Genomic DNA, 15,381 nt, shown 5'->3' with positions numbered 1-15,381 from the left:
AATACTAAGGTTAATTGAAACGCAACGCGGGCAAGTATAGGGGCAGGAGCGAGCGAACTCAACGTGAGGCTGACAATCGATGAGATAGGTTTTATCTATCAATCGATATTGAAGTGTGACCTTCAGAATAGTCTTTTTGTCAGCAAACGCAACCGTTAGAGTTCGCGATTTTTCGCCTGCGCCATCATACGCGGATAAAAAAGCCAGAACTGCTGCTCCAGCTTGTCGTAGTGGGTATCGAGGTCCTGCCAGGAGTCGCGCAGGGCGTCGAGGCGCGGGCGACGGCTGGCCATTCCGTTAAGAACGCGCTGGATAAAGGCCATATCCTCATAGCGCTCGAGCCAGCGCTCGGACCACATGTACTCATTGAGATTGACGAAGCGCGGCGGCGAATCCGGCAAAATGGTTGCCACCTGGGCATGAGCATAGCGGACGAACTCGCTGAGCGGCATATCGGGCGAGATGCGGTCCCAGTGGTGCGAGAGAAAATGATCCCACATGACGTCGAGCGTAATCGGCGCCACGCGCCGGGTCTGCGGGCGAAACCACTCCCGAGCGGCCTTAACTTCCGCCAGATTGTCGGTCATGACGTCGATTCGCCGATGCATAAAGATGCCGTCAACGATCTCCAGGGGATAGTCCGACTGCGGATTACCGCGGACGAAATCGGCCAGCAGGTTGCCTGGCAGCGAGCTGTCGGCAAGGTGGGCTAAGTGCAGGTGTGCGAGAAAATTCATAATACGCGTTGTACTTCCGGTTGCATATGCGTTGGCTTCCTTACTCGGTCCATTCGTGGGCCTTGTTCTTCCCGGCCACTGAGTTAACTAAGCGCTCGGGATTGATTAATGAAGGATATCCATGCCCCTCACCGGAGGCCAGGCCTCGGCAGATTAAATTCGTTGCTGACGAATTTGCCTCCCGGTTGCCGCATGACTCGCCGACGGCCCCGCCCTTATGGGACCAGCGCAGGCGCTGTTCAAGGCACAGGCGCCTTGTCCTGCAGCGCGAATTATTTAGAGTATTATAACCGTGCTGCGGGGTAAAGGTTGCAGGGAGAACGCCCCGGCACTAGACTACCCGCCTCTTTATTTAGTCTGAGCCACCGTCATGCGCGTTACCGATTTTTCCTTTGAACTACCCGAATCCCTGATTGCCCACTACCCGCAGCCTGAGCGCAGTAGCTGCCGCTTGCTGTCGTTAGACGGGCCGACGGGCGCGCTGACGCACGGTACCTTCACCGATCTGCTCGATAAGCTTAATCCCGGCGATCTGCTGGTCTTTAACAATACCCGGGTGATCCCGGCGCGCCTGTTCGGGCGTAAGGCCAGCGGCGGCAAGATTGAAGTGCTGGTCGAGCGCATGCTGGATGACAAACGCATCCTGGCGCACATCCGCGCCTCGAAGGCGCCGAAGCCGGGCGCCGAGCTGCTGCTGGGCGATGATGAAAGCATCCAGGCGACGATGGTGGCACGCCACGACGCGCTGTTTGAAGTCGAGTTTAACGACGAGCGTCCGGTGCTGGATATCCTTAACAGCATCGGCCATATGCCGCTGCCGCCCTATATCGACCGCCCGGATGAAGAAGCCGACCGCGAGCTGTATCAGACCGTTTATAGCGTCAGGCCGGGCGCGGTAGCCGCGCCGACCGCGGGCCTGCACTTTGACGAGCCGCTGCTGGAAAAGCTACGCGAGAAAGGCATTGAGATGGCGTTCGTGACGCTGCACGTCGGCGCAGGGACGTTCCAGCCGGTGCGCGTGGACAGCATCGAAGAGCACATCATGCACTCCGAATATGCCGAAGTCCCGCAGGACGTGGTTGACGCAGTGCTGGCCGCCAAAGCGCGCGGCAGCCGCGTTATCGCCGTGGGAACGACCTCGGTACGCTCGCTGGAGAGCGCGGCCCAGGCGGCAAAAAACGATCTGATCGAACCCTTCTTCGGCGACACCAAGATTTTTATCTATCCGGGATATCAGTACAAAGCGGTGGATGCGCTGGTCACCAATTTCCATCTGCCTGAATCTACGTTGATTATGCTGGTTTCGGCGTTTGCCGGCTATCAGCACACCATGAACGCCTATAAGGCTGCGGTAGAACAAAAATATCGCTTTTTTAGCTACGGGGACGCGATGTTTATCACGTACAATCCGCGGGCTATTTTTGAGCGTCCGTAAGAAGGCTATCTCACTTGCCATTTTGACGCCAGGCAGTGCTCGCCCGCCATCCTCACGTACTGCATGTACGCTCCGGTGGCTGCGCGCGGGTTAACCCCAAACTGGCTGCGCCGATAGCGCCTCCAGGTATTTTTAGCTATGGAACCATTCCGTAGCGAGTTGTTTAACGTCAGACTGTTTTTCTGACGCAGGAGTGATAATGAAATTTGAACTGGATACCACCGACGGTCGCGCCCGCCGCGGTCGCCTGGTGTTTGAGCGCGGCGTGGTTGAAACGCCTGCATTTATGCCCGTCGGGACCTACGGTACCGTTAAAGGGATGACGCCGGAAGAAGTTGAAGCCACCGGTGCGCAGATCATTCTGGGCAACACGTTCCACCTGTGGCTGCGTCCTGGCCAGGAGATCATGAAGCTGCACGGCGACCTGCACGACTTCATGCAGTGGAAAGGGCCAATCCTGACCGATTCCGGCGGTTTCCAGGTCTTCAGCCTCGGCGATATCCGCAAGATAACCGAGCAGGGCGTCCACTTCCGTAACCCGATTAACGGCGATCCGATTTTCCTCGACCCGGAAAAATCGATGGAGATTCAATACGATCTCGGCTCCGATATCGTGATGATCTTCGACGAATGTACGCCGTATCCGGCGGACTGGGATTACGCCAAGCGCTCGATGGAGATGTCTCTGCGCTGGGCGCAGCGCAGCCGCGACCGCTTTGATGGCCTGGGCAACAAAAACGCGCTCTTCGGCATTATTCAGGGCAGCGTTTACGAAGATTTACGTGATATCTCCGTTAAAGGTCTGGTAGATATCGGCTTTGATGGCTACGCTGTCGGCGGTTTGGCTGTCGGCGAGCCGAAAGAGGACATGCACCGTATTCTCGAGCACGTCTGCCCGCAGATCCCGGCTGACAAGCCGCGATATCTGATGGGCGTCGGCAAGCCGGAAGATCTGGTTGAAGGGGTACGTCGCGGTATCGATATGTTCGACTGCGTTATGCCTACGCGTAACGCGCGTAACGGTCACCTGTTCGTCACCGATGGCGTCGTAAAAATCCGTAATGCGAAGCATAAAAGCGATACGGCGACGCTGGATGCCGAGTGTGATTGCTATACATGTCGCAATTATTCACGCGCTTACTTGCATCATCTCGATCGTTGCAACGAAATATTGGGCGCGCGCCTCAACACCATTCATAACCTGCGTTATTATCAGCGCTTAATGGCTGGTTTACGCAAGGCTATTGAAGAGGGTAAATTAGAGAGCTTCGTGGCCGATTTTTACCAACGTCAGGGACGAACCGTTCCTCCTTTGAACGTTGATTAATTTTAATAATGAGGGAATTTCAATGAGCTTTTTCATTTCTGATGCGGCAGCAGCAACCGGTGGCGCAGCGCAGAGCAGCCCGATATCTCTGATCCTGATGCTGGTGGTGTTTGGTCTGATTTTTTACTTCATGATCCTGCGCCCACAGCAGAAACGCAGCAAAGAACATAAAAATCTGATGAGCTCCATCGCCAAAGGTGATGAAGTGCTGACGAATGGTGGCCTGGTTGGTCGCGTCACTAAAGTTGCCGAAAGCGGATACATCGCTATCGCACTGAACGACACCACTGAAGTGGTTATCAAACGTGACTTCGTAGCTGCCGTTCTGCCGAAAGGCACCATGAAGGCGCTGTAATCCACTTTTCCCTAAGGGAACTGCCGTGTTAAACCGTTATCCTTTGTGGAAGTACGTCATGCTGGTCGTCGTCATTGTCGTCGGCCTGCTGTATGCGCTCCCCAACCTGTATGGTGAGGATCCGGCCGTTCAAATCACTGGCGCGCGCGGCGTCGCCGCCAGTGAGCAAACGCTGATCCAGGTCCAGAAAACGTTACAAGAAGAAAAAATTACCGCTAAGTCTGTGGCACTGGAAGAGGGCGCAATTCTTGCGCGCTTCGACACCACCGATGTCCAGCTCCGCGCACGCGAAGTGCTGGTGGATGTGTTGGGTGATAAATACGTCGTGGCGCTGAACCTTGCTCCGGCAACCCCGCGCTGGTTAGCGGCTATCCATGCCGAGCCGATGAAGCTGGGTCTTGACCTTCGCGGCGGCGTACACTTCCTGATGGAAGTCGATATGGACACCGCGCTGGGCAAATTGCAGGAACAAAATATCGACAGCCTGCGCAGCGAGCTGCGTGATAAAGGCATTCCTTACTCCACCGTGCGTAAAGAAGACAATTTTGGTCTGAGCATCGCTTTCCGTGACGCTACCGCGCGCGATCAGGCAATCTCTTATCTTAGCCCGCGTCACCGCGACCTGGTTATCTCCACTCAGGGCAGCACCGGCCTGAAAGCGGTGATGACCGACGAGCGCCTGAAAGAAGCCCGCGAATACGCCGTGCAGCAGAACATCAACATTCTGCGTAACCGTGTAAACCAGCTGGGCGTTGCCGAGCCGCTGGTTCAGCGTCAGGGTGCCGACCGCATCGTGGTTGAGCTGCCGGGTATTCAGGACACCGCGCGCGCGAAAGAGATTCTTGGCGCCACCGCGACCCTGGAATTCCGTCTGGTTAACAGCAACGTTGACAGCTCCGCAGCCGCTTCCGGCCGCGTCCCTGGCGACTCTGAAGTGAAAAGTACGCGTGAAGGTCAGCCGGTTGTGCTGTACAAGCGCGTGATTCTGACCGGTGACCATATCACCGACTCCACTTCCAGCATGGATGAGTTCAACCAGCCGCAGGTTAACATCTCGCTCGACAGCGCCGGTGGTAACATCATGTCTAACTTTACCAAGGACAACATCGGTAAGCCGATGGCGACCCTGTTTGTGGAGTACAAAGACAGCGGTAAGAAAGATGCCAACGGTCGTTCAATTCTGGCGAAAGAGGAAGAGGTGATTAACATCGCCAATATCCAGTCTCGCCTGGGTAACAGCTTCCGTATTACCGGTATCAGCAACCCGAACGAAGCGCGTCAGCTCTCTCTGCTGCTGCGTGCCGGTGCGCTGATCGCGCCGATTCAGATCGTTGAAGAACGGACTATCGGCCCGACCCTGGGTATGCAGAACATCAAGCAGGGCCTGGAAGCGTGTCTGGCCGGTCTGGTGGTGTCTATCCTGTTCATGATCTTCTTCTATAAGAAATTCGGCCTGATCGCGACCTCTGCGCTGGTGGCTAACCTGGTGATGATCGTCGGTATCATGTCCCTGCTGCCTGGGGCGACGCTGAGTATGCCGGGGATTGCGGGTATCGTCTTAACCCTTGCGGTGGCGGTCGATGCGAACGTTCTGATCAACGAGCGTATTAAAGAAGAGTTGAGCAACGGGCGTTCCGTTCAGCAGGCAATTGATGAAGGTTACAGGGGCGCATTCAGCTCGATCTTCGATGCGAACATTACGACGTTGATCAAAGTTATCATCCTGTACGCGGTCGGTACCGGTGCAATTAAAGGGTTTGCTATTACCACCGGTATCGGTGTGGCAACCTCGATGTTTACCGCTATCGTCGGCACCCGTGCCATCGTGAACCTGCTGTACGGCGGCAAGCGCGTTAAAAAGCTGTCTATCTGAGGAGTGCGTTGTGGCACAGGAATATACTGTTGAACAATTGAACCACGGCCGTAAAGTCTATGACTTTATGCGCTGGGACTACTGGGCTTTCGGCATTTCCGGTTTTCTGCTGATTGCCGCCATTGTCGTGATGGGTGTGCGTGGGTTTAACTGGGGTCTCGATTTCACCGGCGGTACGGTGATTGAAATTACCCTCGAAAAACCCGCCGATCTGGATCAGATGCGCGAAGCGCTGCAGAAGGCGGGCTTTGAAGAGCCGCAGCTGCAGAACTTCGGCAGCAGCCGCGACATCATGGTACGTATGCCGCCGGTACATGATACCAACGTCAGCCAGGAGCTGGGCAGCAAGGTCGTGAGCGTGATTAACCAATCGACCAGCCAGGAAGCGACGGTTAAACGAATCGAGTTCGTGGGGCCGAGCGTTGGGGCTGACCTTGCGCAAAGCGGTGCGATGGCGCTGCTGGCGGCGCTGATCTGTATCCTGGTATACGTCGGCTTCCGTTTCGAATGGCGTCTTGCCGCCGGGGTAGTCATCGCCCTGGCGCACGATGTGGTCATTACGATGGGTATCCTCTCGCTATTCCATATCGAGATTGACCTGACCATCGTTGCCTCGCTGATGTCGGTTATCGGCTACTCGCTGAACGACAGCATCGTAGTATCTGACCGTATTCGTGAAAACTTCCGTAAGATCCGCCGCGGTACGCCGTACGAGATCTTCAACGTGTCGTTGACCCAGACGCTGCATCGTACCTTGATCACCTCAGGGACCACCTTGATGGTTATCCTGATGCTGTTTCTCTTTGGCGGCCCGGTGCTGGAAGGCTTCTCGCTGACCATGCTGATCGGTGTCTCCATCGGTACGGCCTCTTCTATCTACGTAGCGTCCGCGCTGGCGCTGAAGCTGGGCATGAGGCGCGAGCATATGCTGCAGCAGAAAGTTGAGAAAGAAGGGGCGGATCAGCCGTCAATTCTGCCGTAAGGCAGTCCCGTTCTGATAACGCAATCCCGGTCGCAAGGCCGGGATTTTTTTATTACAGCGTCGCCAGTTTTGGCTACTCTCCATTATCTGCATGTTATGACGTGGGGTAATGCCAGTGGCCGTCGTAATCCTCTTCGCACTCCCCAACCGACCCTCCGGCACGGCCTGCCCGGCGTGACCCTGCGCCTGCGCAAAGCCGTACAGGCTCCGGGTAGCGAAGAGGCGCTGCACGGCGGGCTAACCGTCGTGGAAGCCAATCGCTACTGACACTACGCTGTCAGTAGCCCTGTCGTAGACTTCTCCTGAACCCAAACAATGGACAGGAGGATGTATGAACAACGTAATTAACTGGTTTGAAATTCCGGTCGCCGATATGGATCGCGCGGTGGCGTTTTACGAGCCGGTGCTGCAGGTGACGCTGCGTCGGGAAAATATGGATTGTGCTGAAATGGCCGTTTTTCCGTATCAGGATCCGGCTCCCGGCGGCGCGCTGGCAAAGTTTGACGGGGTTAAACCTGCCGATCAGGGATCTATTATCTATCTGCATACTGATAATCTGGCCGCGACGCTCGACCGCGTAAATTCCGCCGGCGGCAGCTGCGTCTTTGGCCCGCTTGCGCTGTCGAAGGATATTGGCACCATCGCGCTGTTTATTGACAGCGAAGGTAACCGGATTGGCCTGCATCAGCCGAAGAACCTGTCCCATTGATACTCAGTGACGCCCGTGGGACAGGCCCTAAACAATAAGGGAAAAGAGAATGAGCCGACGCGCCGACCGCCTTTTTCAAATCGTGCAGATCCTGCGAGGGAGAAGGCTGACCACCGCCGGACTGCTGGCGGAGCGGCTTGGCGTATCGGAGCGCACCATCTACCGGGATATCCGCGACCTGTCGCTCTCCGGCGTGCCGGTGGAGGGCGAGGCCGGCAGCGGATATCGTCTGCTGGCCGGCTACAGCTTGCCGCCGCTAATGCTGACGACCCAGGAGTCGGAAGCGCTGGTGGCCGCGATTCGGCTGCTGCAAACCTGGGGAGGCGAATCGCTGTCCCAGGCGCTGGAGTCGGCTCAGGAAAAGGTGCTGGCGATTTTACCGGAGGAGAGCCGGCGCAAGGCCGAGCAGTCGCGGCTGTTTGCGCCGGACTTTGGCGTTCAGGGCTACAGCAAGACGCAGTTCGATCTGGTGCATCGGGCGGTTTCCGGTCAGCGGGTGCTGGCGCTGCACTATCGCGACGAAGCAGGAAAGATGTCGCAGCGTGAAGTGCTGCCGCTGGGGCTCTTTTTCTGGGGCGAGCGCTGGCTGCTGGTGTGCTGGTGCGAGCTGCGCGATGATTACCGCTGCTTTCGTCTCGACCGCTGCCTGGAAGTGGTGGCTACCGGGCGCCTTTTCAGCGAGCGGGCCGACCGTTCATTGAGTGATTTTCTGCGTAAGGTGAGGTGCGAAGATCGTGAATCATAATGCGGGTCAATCGATATCCCCGGCACAGAGGCCGGGGACCATCAGGCAGGATTAGAAGTTGTAACCCACCACGAAGTAACCACCCCAGCCGGTAGAGCGAACGTTGAAGTCGCCGTCACCGAAGTTCAGCTTCGCGTCGTTAGCCCACTGACCGCCGTTATGGAAGTAACGAGCCACTACCGAGTAGTGCCAGTGTGCGTAGTTCAGCGCCAGGATGTGGCTGGAAGCGATGGAGTTGCTGGTGCGCGCGTGTTTGCCGTTCTGGTCGTAGAAGTTGTCATCGCCCAGATCGGAGCCCCAGTCAAAGTTGGTGAAGCCAATGTAGCTCAGCGAGCCGCCCCACAGGTCGGTCAGCGGAACAAAGTATTTAACCTTGAAGCGGTAGCCATCCCACTCGTTTTCGTTGGATGCGCCGTAGTTCTGCCACTGGTATTTGGCGTAGACGTTCAGGGAGAGGCTCATCGGCAGGCCGGTATCGATGTCGGTACCGAGACCCATATACCAGGTGCTCTGACGACCGGAGGCGTTGCGGCCCATGTCGTAGATGTAGTTGTTAGCGAAATACCACTCTTTGAACGGACCGAAGCTCAGGTCGGTATTGGTCAGCTTATCGATAGAGAAACGCGGCTCAATTTCCATAAACAGCGGGGAACCGTGGTTCCAGATACCCTTGGCCGTGGTGTTACCGCCGAAGAATACCGGTGCATCCATGTAACCATAGAAATCAAACCAGTCTTTCTTGGCAAACGCTTCGTATTCCAGGTAGGTATCGTTACGGATTTGTGGCCCAAAACGGGTGTGGTAGCTACCCACCACGTTTACACTCTGGTGCCACCAATCAGACAGGTACTGCGGTTTGTCGTTTTCTGCCGCGCCGGCAGTGAAAGATGCGGAGAGCGCCACAACGGCGCTTGCTGCCAGTAATGTTTTTTTCATAATGATGCCACTGTTTAAATTGAGCCAAAAGGCGTGAAGAAAGTTGCCGAAGCGTTTCTAAATATTTCGTATTTCTGTGGCGTCTATTATAGAAATCATTGCTCACAAAAATACGTGTTGTTTCACAGATCGAAAACATACGTAATCGATTGCGTTCACGATTCTATGCATTTCTTGACAGAATGCCACTTAAATTCATCACGGAGGTCAATTTTTACTGAACTGTTGTGAAAAGTTGTAAATGGATTTTAGGCAGGGGAAACCGGGCGTCGGAAACGCCCGGTGGAGGCTGTTTATTGCGCGTCTGCGGGCTGAATATCGTGGATGCGTACGAAGCCTAACTGTTCCGGCGTGACGCCGCTGAGGCGTAGCGGAATATCGACGTCGCTCGGTGCCAGAATGCTGGCGGGAGCGCTAATCAGCTGGTCGCGGACGTTGACCTCCCGGTAGCTCTCGGTGGTGCCGCTGATCTGCCCGGAGGCCACGGTTGCGCTAAACGCCGGCAGAGGATCGTTTGATTCGCCCTGAATACGCAGCGTCAGGCGGGTGCCGTCGCCGTCGGGGGCGATATCGCGCAGCGACATCCGCAGGGTGCCTATCTGGCTGTTCAGCCGCGCCGGGGTTTTTGCGCCGGGCAGCAGGTAGACGCCGCTGCTGGACTTCGCGTTAAGGGCGTTTTGCTGGGTAATTTTCACCGTTTGCTGATTGAGCTGAGTCATCTCCTTGCTCAACGTGCTCACGCTCTGATTCATCTGGCGAACTTCGCTTTGCTGAGCGCAGGCGCTGAGCGTAAAAAGGCTACCCGCAATCGCCAGCTTCAAATAACGTCTTGTCATGGTCGGGATTCCGTTAACAGAGGGATGCTTAATGGTAGATCGTTTGCATAAGCGCACTATAGATCCTTTGTCTCAAAAGCTCTTTCTTTGTAGTCGGGTCACTTCGCGGTAAACTACCTGCCAGTTTAACTTGATGCCAGGACGCGCTATGCACTGCCCTTTCTGTTTCGCCGTAGATACTAAAGTGATCGACTCTCGCCTGGTGGGGGAGGGCTCTTCTGTGCGTCGTCGTCGGCAGTGCCTGGTCTGCAATGAACGCTTTACCACCTTCGAAGTGGCTGAGCTGGTGATGCCGCGAGTGGTGAAAAGCAACGACGTTCGCGAACCCTTCAACGAAGATAAGCTGCGCAGCGGGATGCTCAAAGCGTTAGAAAAGCGTCCGGTCAGCGCCGACGATGTAGAAATGGCGCTCAACCACATCAAAACGCATCTGCGCGGCACCGGTGAACGCGAAGTTCCCAGCAAAATGATTGGTAACCTGGTGATGGAGCAGCTGAAGAAGCTCGATAAAGTTGCCTACATCCGCTTCGCTTCCGTCTATCGCAGTTTTGAAGACATCAAAGAATTCGGCGAAGAGATCGCCCGCCTACAGGATTAAGCCATGCATGACGAAATATACATGGCACGCGCGCTCAGGCTCGCCGCGCGCGGTCGCTTTACCACCCATCCAAACCCGAACGTCGGCTGCGTCATTGTTAAAGACGGCGAAATTGTTGGCGAAGGTTTCCACTACCGCGCCGGCGAGCCGCATGCCGAAGTGCACGCGCTGCGCATGGCCGGTGAAAGGGCCAAAGGCGCTACTGCCTACGTCACCCTGGAGCCCTGCAGCCATCACGGACGCACGCCGCCGTGCTGCGATGCGCTGGTTGCCGCAGGCGTTGTGCGGGTGGTGGCCGCGATGCAGGATCCCAACCCGCAGGTCGCCGGGCGCGGTCTGTATCGCCTGCAGCAGGAGGGTATCGACATCAGTCACGGCCTGATGATGGGCGAGGCCGAAGCGCTGAATAAGGGCTTCCTGAAGCGGATGCGCACCGGCTTTCCCTATATTCAGCTAAAAATGGGCGCCTCGCTTGACGGCCGCACGGCAATGGCCAGCGGCGAAAGCCAGTGGATCACCTCCCCGCAGGCGCGACGCGACGTACAGCGCCTGCGCGCGCAAAGCCACGCGATCCTCACCAGCAGCGCCACTGTCCTTGCGGACGATCCGGCGCTGACCGTGCGCTGGGACGAGCTCAGCCCTGATATTCAGGCGCGCTATCCGCAGGAGAATCTGCGCCAGCCGCTGCGTATTGTCATCGACAGCCAAAACCGCGTGACGCCTCAGCACCGCATCGTGCAGCAGGCGGGAGAAACGCTGTTTGCCCGCACCCGTCAGGACTCCCGCGAGTGGCCTGAGAACGTGCGCACTCTGCAGATCCCGGAGCATAAAGGCCATCTCGATCTGGTGGTGCTGATGATGCAGCTGGGCAAGCAGCAGGTTAACAGCATCTGGGTGGAGGCCGGTCCTGCTCTGGCCGGCGCGCTGCTGCAGGCGGGGCTGGTGGACGAGCTTATCGTCTACATTGCGCCTAAACTGTTAGGAAGCGACGCGCGCGGACTCTGCGTGCTGCCGGGGCTTGAGAGGCTGGCCGATGCTCCCCATTTCAAATTCAACGAGATACGTCATGTAGGCCCGGACGTTTGCCTGCATTTAGTCAGCGCATGATCGCCCTGCCAGACGGGGAAACCGTGCCGGTACGCCTGATTATTCAGAATGCGACGAGACGGTCAGCGAGGGACGCAGCCTGAAGAGAGGCCGGGTCAGCCGCAGCTCACGTCAGAGCAGTTTGCAGGATGAAGTGTATAAAATATTATGGTAGAATCCGCCCCCCTTGCGGGGCCAAATGAACCCGAAGGAAGAGTATGAACATTATTGAAGCTAACGTTGCTACCCCGGACGCTCGCGTCGCCATCACCATTGCGCGTTTCAACAACTTTATCAATGACAGCCTGCTGGAAGGTGCTATCGACGCCCTGAAGCGCATCGGTCAGGTAAAAGATGACAATATTACCGTTGTTTGGGTTCCAGGCGCGTATGAGCTGCCGCTGGCGGCTGGCGCACTGGCAAAAACCGGTAAATATGACGCGATAATTGCGCTGGGTACGGTGATCCGTGGCGGTACCGCGCACTTTGAATATGTGGCTGGCGGAGCAAGCAATGGCCTGGCGCACGTCGCCCAGGAAAGCGAGGTTCCGGTAGCCTTTGGTGTTCTGACCACCGAAAGCATTGAGCAAGCCATCGAACGCGCTGGCACCAAAGCCGGTAACAAGGGCGCAGAAGCTGCGCTGACCGCGCTGGAAATGATTAACGTATTGAAAGCCATCAAGGCCTGAATTTTTTTGTAAGGGGAATTCCGTGAAACCTGCTGCTCGTCGCCGCGCCCGTGAGTGTGCTGTCCAGGCGCTTTACTCCTGGCAGTTGTCGAAAAACGACATCTCTGATGTTGAATACCAGTTCCTGGCGGAACAGGACGTTAAAGATGTCGATGTTCCGTATTTTCGCGAACTGCTGTCCGGAGTGGCGACTAACAGCGCATACCTCGACGGCCTGATGAAGCCGTACCTGTCCCGCCTGCTTGAAGAGCTGGGCCAGGTTGAGAAGGCGGTACTGCGTATCGCGCTGTTCGAACTGTCAAAACGTGACGATGTGCCGTACAAAGTCGCCATCAATGAAGCCATTGAGCTGGCGAAAACCTTCGGCGCTGAGGATAGTCACAAGTTTGTCAACGGCGTGCTGGATAAAGCAGCTCCGGCAATTCGTCCCAACAAAAAGTAAACTCCAGGTCGGGCGTTGCAGGACTCATCCTCGTGAACCCGGCCTTAGAGCCTATTTCGGTAGGCTCTCATTTTTTTCTTTTGCTGAGGCATAACGTATGGCATGCGGCGAATTCTCCCTGATTGCCCGTTATTTTGATCGCGTAAAAAGCATGCGTCTCGATGTGGAAACCGGCATTGGCGACGACTGCGCACTCCTGAATATTCCCGAGAAAAAAACGCTGGCAATCAGCACCGACACCCTGGTGGCGGGCAACCATTTCTTACCTGATATCGATCCTGCCGATCTGGCCTATAAAGCGCTGGCCGTTAATCTGAGCGACCTCGCGGCGATGGGCGCGGAGCCGGCGTGGCTAACGCTGGCGCTGACGCTGCCGGAGGTGGACGAGGCGTGGCTGGAGTCCTTCAGCGATAGCCTGTTTATGCTGCTCAACTATTACGACATGCAGCTGATCGGCGGGGATACCACCCGCGGTCCGCTGTCGATGACGCTGGGTATCCACGGCTTTGTGCCGCCGGGACGCGCCCTGAAGCGCTCCGGGGCGAAGCCCGGCGACTGGATTTACGTGACCGGTACGCCCGGCGACAGCGCCGCAGGGCTGGCAATACTGCAGGAGCGGCTGGCGGTGGGTGACGCCGCTGACGCCGACTATCTGCTGGCGCGCCATCTGCGCCCGATGCCGCGCGTGCTGCAGGGCCAGGCGCTGCGCGATCTGGCGAGCTCGGCTATCGACCTTTCCGACGGCCTGGTCTCCGATCTGGGCCATATCCTCAAAGCCAGTCGCTGCGGGGCGCGCATCGACCTTGACGCGATGCCGCTATCCGAGGCGATGCAGCGTCAGGTTGCGCCGGAGACGGCCCTGCGCTGGGCGCTTTCCGGCGGCGAAGATTATGAGCTGTGCTTTACCGTACCGGAGCTCAATCGCGGTGCGCTCGATGTGGCTATCGGCCAGCTCGGGGCGCGTTTTACCTGCATCGGGCAGGTTTGCGCCGAAGCCGACGGCCTGCAGTTTTTGCAGGAGGGTAAGCCGGTGAAGCTTGATTTAAAGGGGTACGATCATTTTGGTGCGCAGTAAAGATAGTGCAAAAAGTCGGCTGAACCTGCTTAACCCCTGGCATCTGCTGGCGACCGGCTTTGGTAGCGGGCTCAGCCCCATCGTCCCCGGGACTATGGGGTCGCTGGCGTCGATTCCGTTTTGGTACCTGATGACGTTTCTGCCCTGGCAGCTCTATTCGCTGGTGGTGATGATGAGCATCTGTATCGGGGTCTATATTTGCCACCGCACGGCGAAAGATATGGGCACTCACGATCACGGCAGCATCGTCTGGGATGAGTTTGTCGGGATGTGGATAACCCTGATGGCGCTGCCGACTCTCGACTGGCAGTGGGTGGCCGCCGGATTCGTCATTTTCCGCATTTTCGATATGTGGAAGCCGTGGCCGATTCGCTGGTTCGACCGTAATATTCACGGCGGAATGGGGATCATGGTCGATGATATCGTCGCCGGCGTCATTTCGGCGGGCGTGCTCTACGCCATAGGCCATCACTGGCCGATCGGCCTTATCTGACGGCAGAACCCCGGTAGCGCTTTGCTTGCCGGGGCTCTGGCTTAACGCAGCCGGCGGGCTATTTGAATCCGACCACCGGATGCGGTTTGTACGGCGCTTCCAGCTTTTCCACCTGCTCCGGCGTCAGGGTTAAATCAACCGCATTCAGCAGCTCATCCAGCTGGTCCTGACGCGAGGCGCCGATAATCGGCGCGGCGACGCCGGGTTTGCTCAGCAGCCACGCCAGCGCCACCTGCGCCCGTCCGACGCCCAGCTCCTCTGCAACTTCGGCGAGATTCGCCGCGATCAGCTCATCGTTGCTATCGGTGGCGCTGTACAGCGACTGGCCAAACTCGTCGGAAACCAGCCGCGCGGTGGTTTCCCCCCACGGGCGGGTCAGCCGGCCGCGCGCCAGCGGGCTCCAGGGGATGACCGAGACCCCTGCGCGGTTGCACAGCGGCAGCATCTCGTTCTCTTCTTCGCGGTATATCAGGTTGTAATGATCCTGCATGGTGACGAAGCGTGCCCAGCCGTGACGCTCCTGCAGCTCCAGGGCCTGGGCAAACTGGCGGGCATGCATCGACGAGGCGCCGATATAGCGCGCTTTACCCGCCTTTACTACCTCGTTCAACGCTTCGAGGGTTTCTTCAATCGGCGTGGTGTAATCCCAGCGGTGGATTTGCAGCAGATCAACATACTCCATTCCCAGGCGCCGCAGGCTGTCGTCGATAGAGCGCAGGATTTGCGCGCGGGAGAGGCCTTCCGGCAGATCGCCCACCTGGTGGTAAACCTTGGTGGCGACCACCACTTCATCGCGGCGGGCAAAGTCGCGCAGGGCGCGGCCAACGATCTCTTCGCTGCTGCCTTCGGAGTAGCTGTTGGCGGTATCAAAAAAGTTGATGCCGCCTTCCAGAGCGCGCTGAATCAGCGGGCGGCTGCTCTCTTCCGGTAGCGTCCAGGCGTGTTTGCCCCGATCCGGCTCGCCGAAGGTCATGCAGCCGAGGCAAAGTCGGGAAACCCGGAGGTCGGTCGCTTCTGGGGTGATATATTGCATAGCTGCGCTCCTGCTCTTTGCTTAATGGAA

General features: G+C 57.3%; 18 protein-coding genes. 14 read left to right on the top strand and 4 right to left on the bottom strand.

Annotated features, from left to right (window positions below):
• Positions 1-155: 155 nt before the first annotated feature.
• Positions 156-737 carry an ACP phosphodiesterase gene (acpH, locus tag GVK32_RS07160; protein ID WP_041144279.1) on the bottom strand — a complete coding sequence of 194 codons (582 nt, stop codon included), beginning with the start codon at positions 735-737 and terminating at the stop codon, positions 156-158.
• A gap of 370 nt (positions 738-1,107) precedes the next feature.
• Between acpH and queA the strand changes: the two genes are divergently transcribed.
• From queA to GVK32_RS07120, 8 genes are all read left to right on the top strand, one after another.
• Positions 1,108-2,172: a tRNA preQ1(34) S-adenosylmethionine ribosyltransferase-isomerase QueA gene (gene queA / locus GVK32_RS07155; RefSeq protein WP_159866640.1), complete on the top strand. Its 1,065-nt coding sequence runs from the start codon at positions 1,108-1,110 to the stop codon at positions 2,170-2,172.
• Positions 2,173-2,371: 199 nt separating this feature from the next.
• On the top strand, positions 2,372-3,499 hold the full coding sequence (gene tgt, locus GVK32_RS07150) for a tRNA guanosine(34) transglycosylase Tgt (protein ID WP_159866637.1): 1,128 nt from the start codon (positions 2,372-2,374) through the stop codon (positions 3,497-3,499).
• A gap of 22 nt (positions 3,500-3,521) precedes the next feature.
• Positions 3,522-3,854, top strand: coding sequence for a preprotein translocase subunit YajC (gene yajC / locus GVK32_RS07145; protein WP_159866634.1), 333 nt, complete (start codon positions 3,522-3,524; stop codon positions 3,852-3,854).
• Positions 3,855-3,879: 25 nt separating this feature from the next.
• On the top strand, positions 3,880-5,727 hold the full coding sequence (secD, locus tag GVK32_RS07140) for a protein translocase subunit SecD (protein ID WP_159866631.1): 1,848 nt from the start codon (positions 3,880-3,882) through the stop codon (positions 5,725-5,727).
• Between the two features lie 10 nt (positions 5,728-5,737).
• Positions 5,738-6,709: a protein translocase subunit SecF gene (secF, locus tag GVK32_RS07135; RefSeq protein WP_159866628.1), complete on the top strand. Its 972-nt coding sequence runs from the start codon at positions 5,738-5,740 to the stop codon at positions 6,707-6,709.
• Between the two features lie 96 nt (positions 6,710-6,805).
• Entirely contained in the window at positions 6,806-6,976 is a 171-nt protein-coding gene (locus GVK32_RS07130; RefSeq protein ID WP_159866625.1) for a hypothetical protein, read from the top strand.
• A gap of 64 nt (positions 6,977-7,040) precedes the next feature.
• Positions 7,041-7,418 carry a VOC family protein gene (locus tag GVK32_RS07125; protein WP_159866622.1) on the top strand — a complete coding sequence of 126 codons (378 nt, stop codon included), beginning with the start codon at positions 7,041-7,043 and terminating at the stop codon, positions 7,416-7,418.
• A gap of 49 nt (positions 7,419-7,467) precedes the next feature.
• The gene (locus GVK32_RS07120) at positions 7,468-8,163 is read left to right on the top strand and encodes a YafY family protein (protein WP_159866619.1); all 696 of its coding nucleotides are present in this window, start codon (positions 7,468-7,470) and stop codon (positions 8,161-8,163) included.
• Positions 8,164-8,214: 51 nt separating this feature from the next.
• On the opposite strand, the gene GVK32_RS07115 is transcribed toward GVK32_RS07120, so the two are convergent.
• Together GVK32_RS07115 and GVK32_RS07110 are read right to left on the bottom strand one after the other, a co-directional pair.
• Positions 8,215-9,099 (bottom strand): nucleoside-specific channel-forming protein Tsx, encoded by an 885-nt coding sequence (locus GVK32_RS07115; protein ID WP_123706759.1) that lies wholly within the window; start codon positions 9,097-9,099, stop codon positions 8,215-8,217.
• Between the two features lie 293 nt (positions 9,100-9,392).
• Positions 9,393-9,935, bottom strand: a complete 543-nt coding sequence (locus GVK32_RS07110; RefSeq protein WP_159866616.1) for a DUF3251 domain-containing protein — start codon at positions 9,933-9,935, stop codon at positions 9,393-9,395.
• Positions 9,936-10,083: 148 nt separating this feature from the next.
• On the opposite strand from GVK32_RS07110, the gene nrdR reads away from it, so the two are divergent.
• The 6 genes from nrdR (at position 10,084) to pgpA (ending at position 14,318) form a co-directional block, all read left to right on the top strand.
• Positions 10,084-10,533 (top strand): transcriptional regulator NrdR, encoded by a 450-nt coding sequence (nrdR, locus tag GVK32_RS07105; protein ID WP_004858609.1) that lies wholly within the window; start codon positions 10,084-10,086, stop codon positions 10,531-10,533.
• Between the two features lie 3 nt (positions 10,534-10,536).
• Positions 10,537-11,640 (top strand): bifunctional diaminohydroxyphosphoribosylaminopyrimidine deaminase/5-amino-6-(5-phosphoribosylamino)uracil reductase RibD, encoded by a 1,104-nt coding sequence (gene ribD / locus GVK32_RS07100; RefSeq protein ID WP_159866613.1) that lies wholly within the window; start codon positions 10,537-10,539, stop codon positions 11,638-11,640.
• A 197-nt stretch (positions 11,641-11,837) separates the two neighbouring features.
• Entirely contained in the window at positions 11,838-12,308 is a 471-nt protein-coding gene (ribE, locus tag GVK32_RS07095; protein ID WP_041144290.1) for a 6,7-dimethyl-8-ribityllumazine synthase, read from the top strand.
• 22 nt (positions 12,309-12,330) lie between these two features.
• The gene (gene nusB, locus GVK32_RS07090; RefSeq protein WP_041144291.1) at positions 12,331-12,750 is read left to right on the top strand and encodes a transcription antitermination factor NusB; all 420 of its coding nucleotides are present in this window, start codon (positions 12,331-12,333) and stop codon (positions 12,748-12,750) included.
• 97 nt (positions 12,751-12,847) lie between these two features.
• A complete protein-coding gene (gene thiL, locus GVK32_RS07085; protein WP_159866610.1) occupies positions 12,848-13,825 on the top strand; it encodes a thiamine-phosphate kinase in 978 nt (325 codons plus the stop codon).
• The gene (gene pgpA, locus GVK32_RS07080) at positions 13,806-14,318 is read left to right on the top strand and encodes a phosphatidylglycerophosphatase A (protein WP_164846784.1); all 513 of its coding nucleotides are present in this window, start codon (positions 13,806-13,808) and stop codon (positions 14,316-14,318) included. The genes thiL and pgpA overlap by 20 nt, the downstream gene beginning before the upstream one ends.
• 58 nt (positions 14,319-14,376) lie before the next feature.
• On the opposite strand, the gene GVK32_RS07075 is transcribed toward pgpA, so the two are convergent.
• Positions 14,377-15,351: an aldo/keto reductase gene (locus GVK32_RS07075; RefSeq protein WP_159866607.1), complete on the bottom strand. Its 975-nt coding sequence runs from the start codon at positions 15,349-15,351 to the stop codon at positions 14,377-14,379.
• Positions 15,352-15,381: the final 30 nt, after the last annotated feature.

The organism is Klebsiella sp. 18074 (assembly GCF_902705905.1).
Lineage (GTDB): Bacteria > Pseudomonadota > Gammaproteobacteria > Enterobacterales > Enterobacteriaceae > Klebsiella > Klebsiella terrigena.
Note: the sequence above shows the minus strand (reverse complement) of the source record. Positions and strands in the feature narration are given on the sequence as shown.

What these genes read in the sequence shown, in the direction of transcription:
- acpH (WP_041144279.1), bottom strand. Translation starts at nt 737, where the DNA reads ATGAATTTTCTCGCACACCTGCACTTAGCCCACCTTGCCGACAGCTCG.
- queA (WP_159866640.1), top strand. Translation starts at nt 1,108, where the DNA reads ATGCGCGTTACCGATTTTTCCTTTGAACTACCCGAATCCCTGATTGCC.
- tgt (WP_159866637.1), top strand. Translation starts at nt 2,372, where the DNA reads ATGAAATTTGAACTGGATACCACCGACGGTCGCGCCCGCCGCGGTCGC.
- yajC (WP_159866634.1), top strand. Translation starts at nt 3,522, where the DNA reads ATGAGCTTTTTCATTTCTGATGCGGCAGCAGCAACCGGTGGCGCAGCG.
- GVK32_RS07130 (WP_159866625.1), top strand. Translation starts at nt 6,806, where the DNA reads ATGACGTGGGGTAATGCCAGTGGCCGTCGTAATCCTCTTCGCACTCCC.
- GVK32_RS07125 (WP_159866622.1), top strand. Translation starts at nt 7,041, where the DNA reads ATGAACAACGTAATTAACTGGTTTGAAATTCCGGTCGCCGATATGGAT.
- GVK32_RS07120 (WP_159866619.1), top strand. Translation starts at nt 7,468, where the DNA reads ATGAGCCGACGCGCCGACCGCCTTTTTCAAATCGTGCAGATCCTGCGA.
- GVK32_RS07115 (WP_123706759.1), bottom strand. Translation starts at nt 9,099, where the DNA reads ATGAAAAAAACATTACTGGCAGCAAGCGCCGTTGTGGCGCTCTCCGCA.
- GVK32_RS07110 (WP_159866616.1), bottom strand. Translation starts at nt 9,935, where the DNA reads ATGACAAGACGTTATTTGAAGCTGGCGATTGCGGGTAGCCTTTTTACG.
- nrdR (WP_004858609.1), top strand. Translation starts at nt 10,084, where the DNA reads ATGCACTGCCCTTTCTGTTTCGCCGTAGATACTAAAGTGATCGACTCT.
- ribD (WP_159866613.1), top strand. Translation starts at nt 10,537, where the DNA reads ATGCATGACGAAATATACATGGCACGCGCGCTCAGGCTCGCCGCGCGC.
- ribE (WP_041144290.1), top strand. Translation starts at nt 11,838, where the DNA reads ATGAACATTATTGAAGCTAACGTTGCTACCCCGGACGCTCGCGTCGCC.
- thiL (WP_159866610.1), top strand. Translation starts at nt 12,848, where the DNA reads ATGGCATGCGGCGAATTCTCCCTGATTGCCCGTTATTTTGATCGCGTA.
- GVK32_RS07075 (WP_159866607.1), bottom strand. Translation starts at nt 15,351, where the DNA reads ATGCAATATATCACCCCAGAAGCGACCGACCTCCGGGTTTCCCGACTT.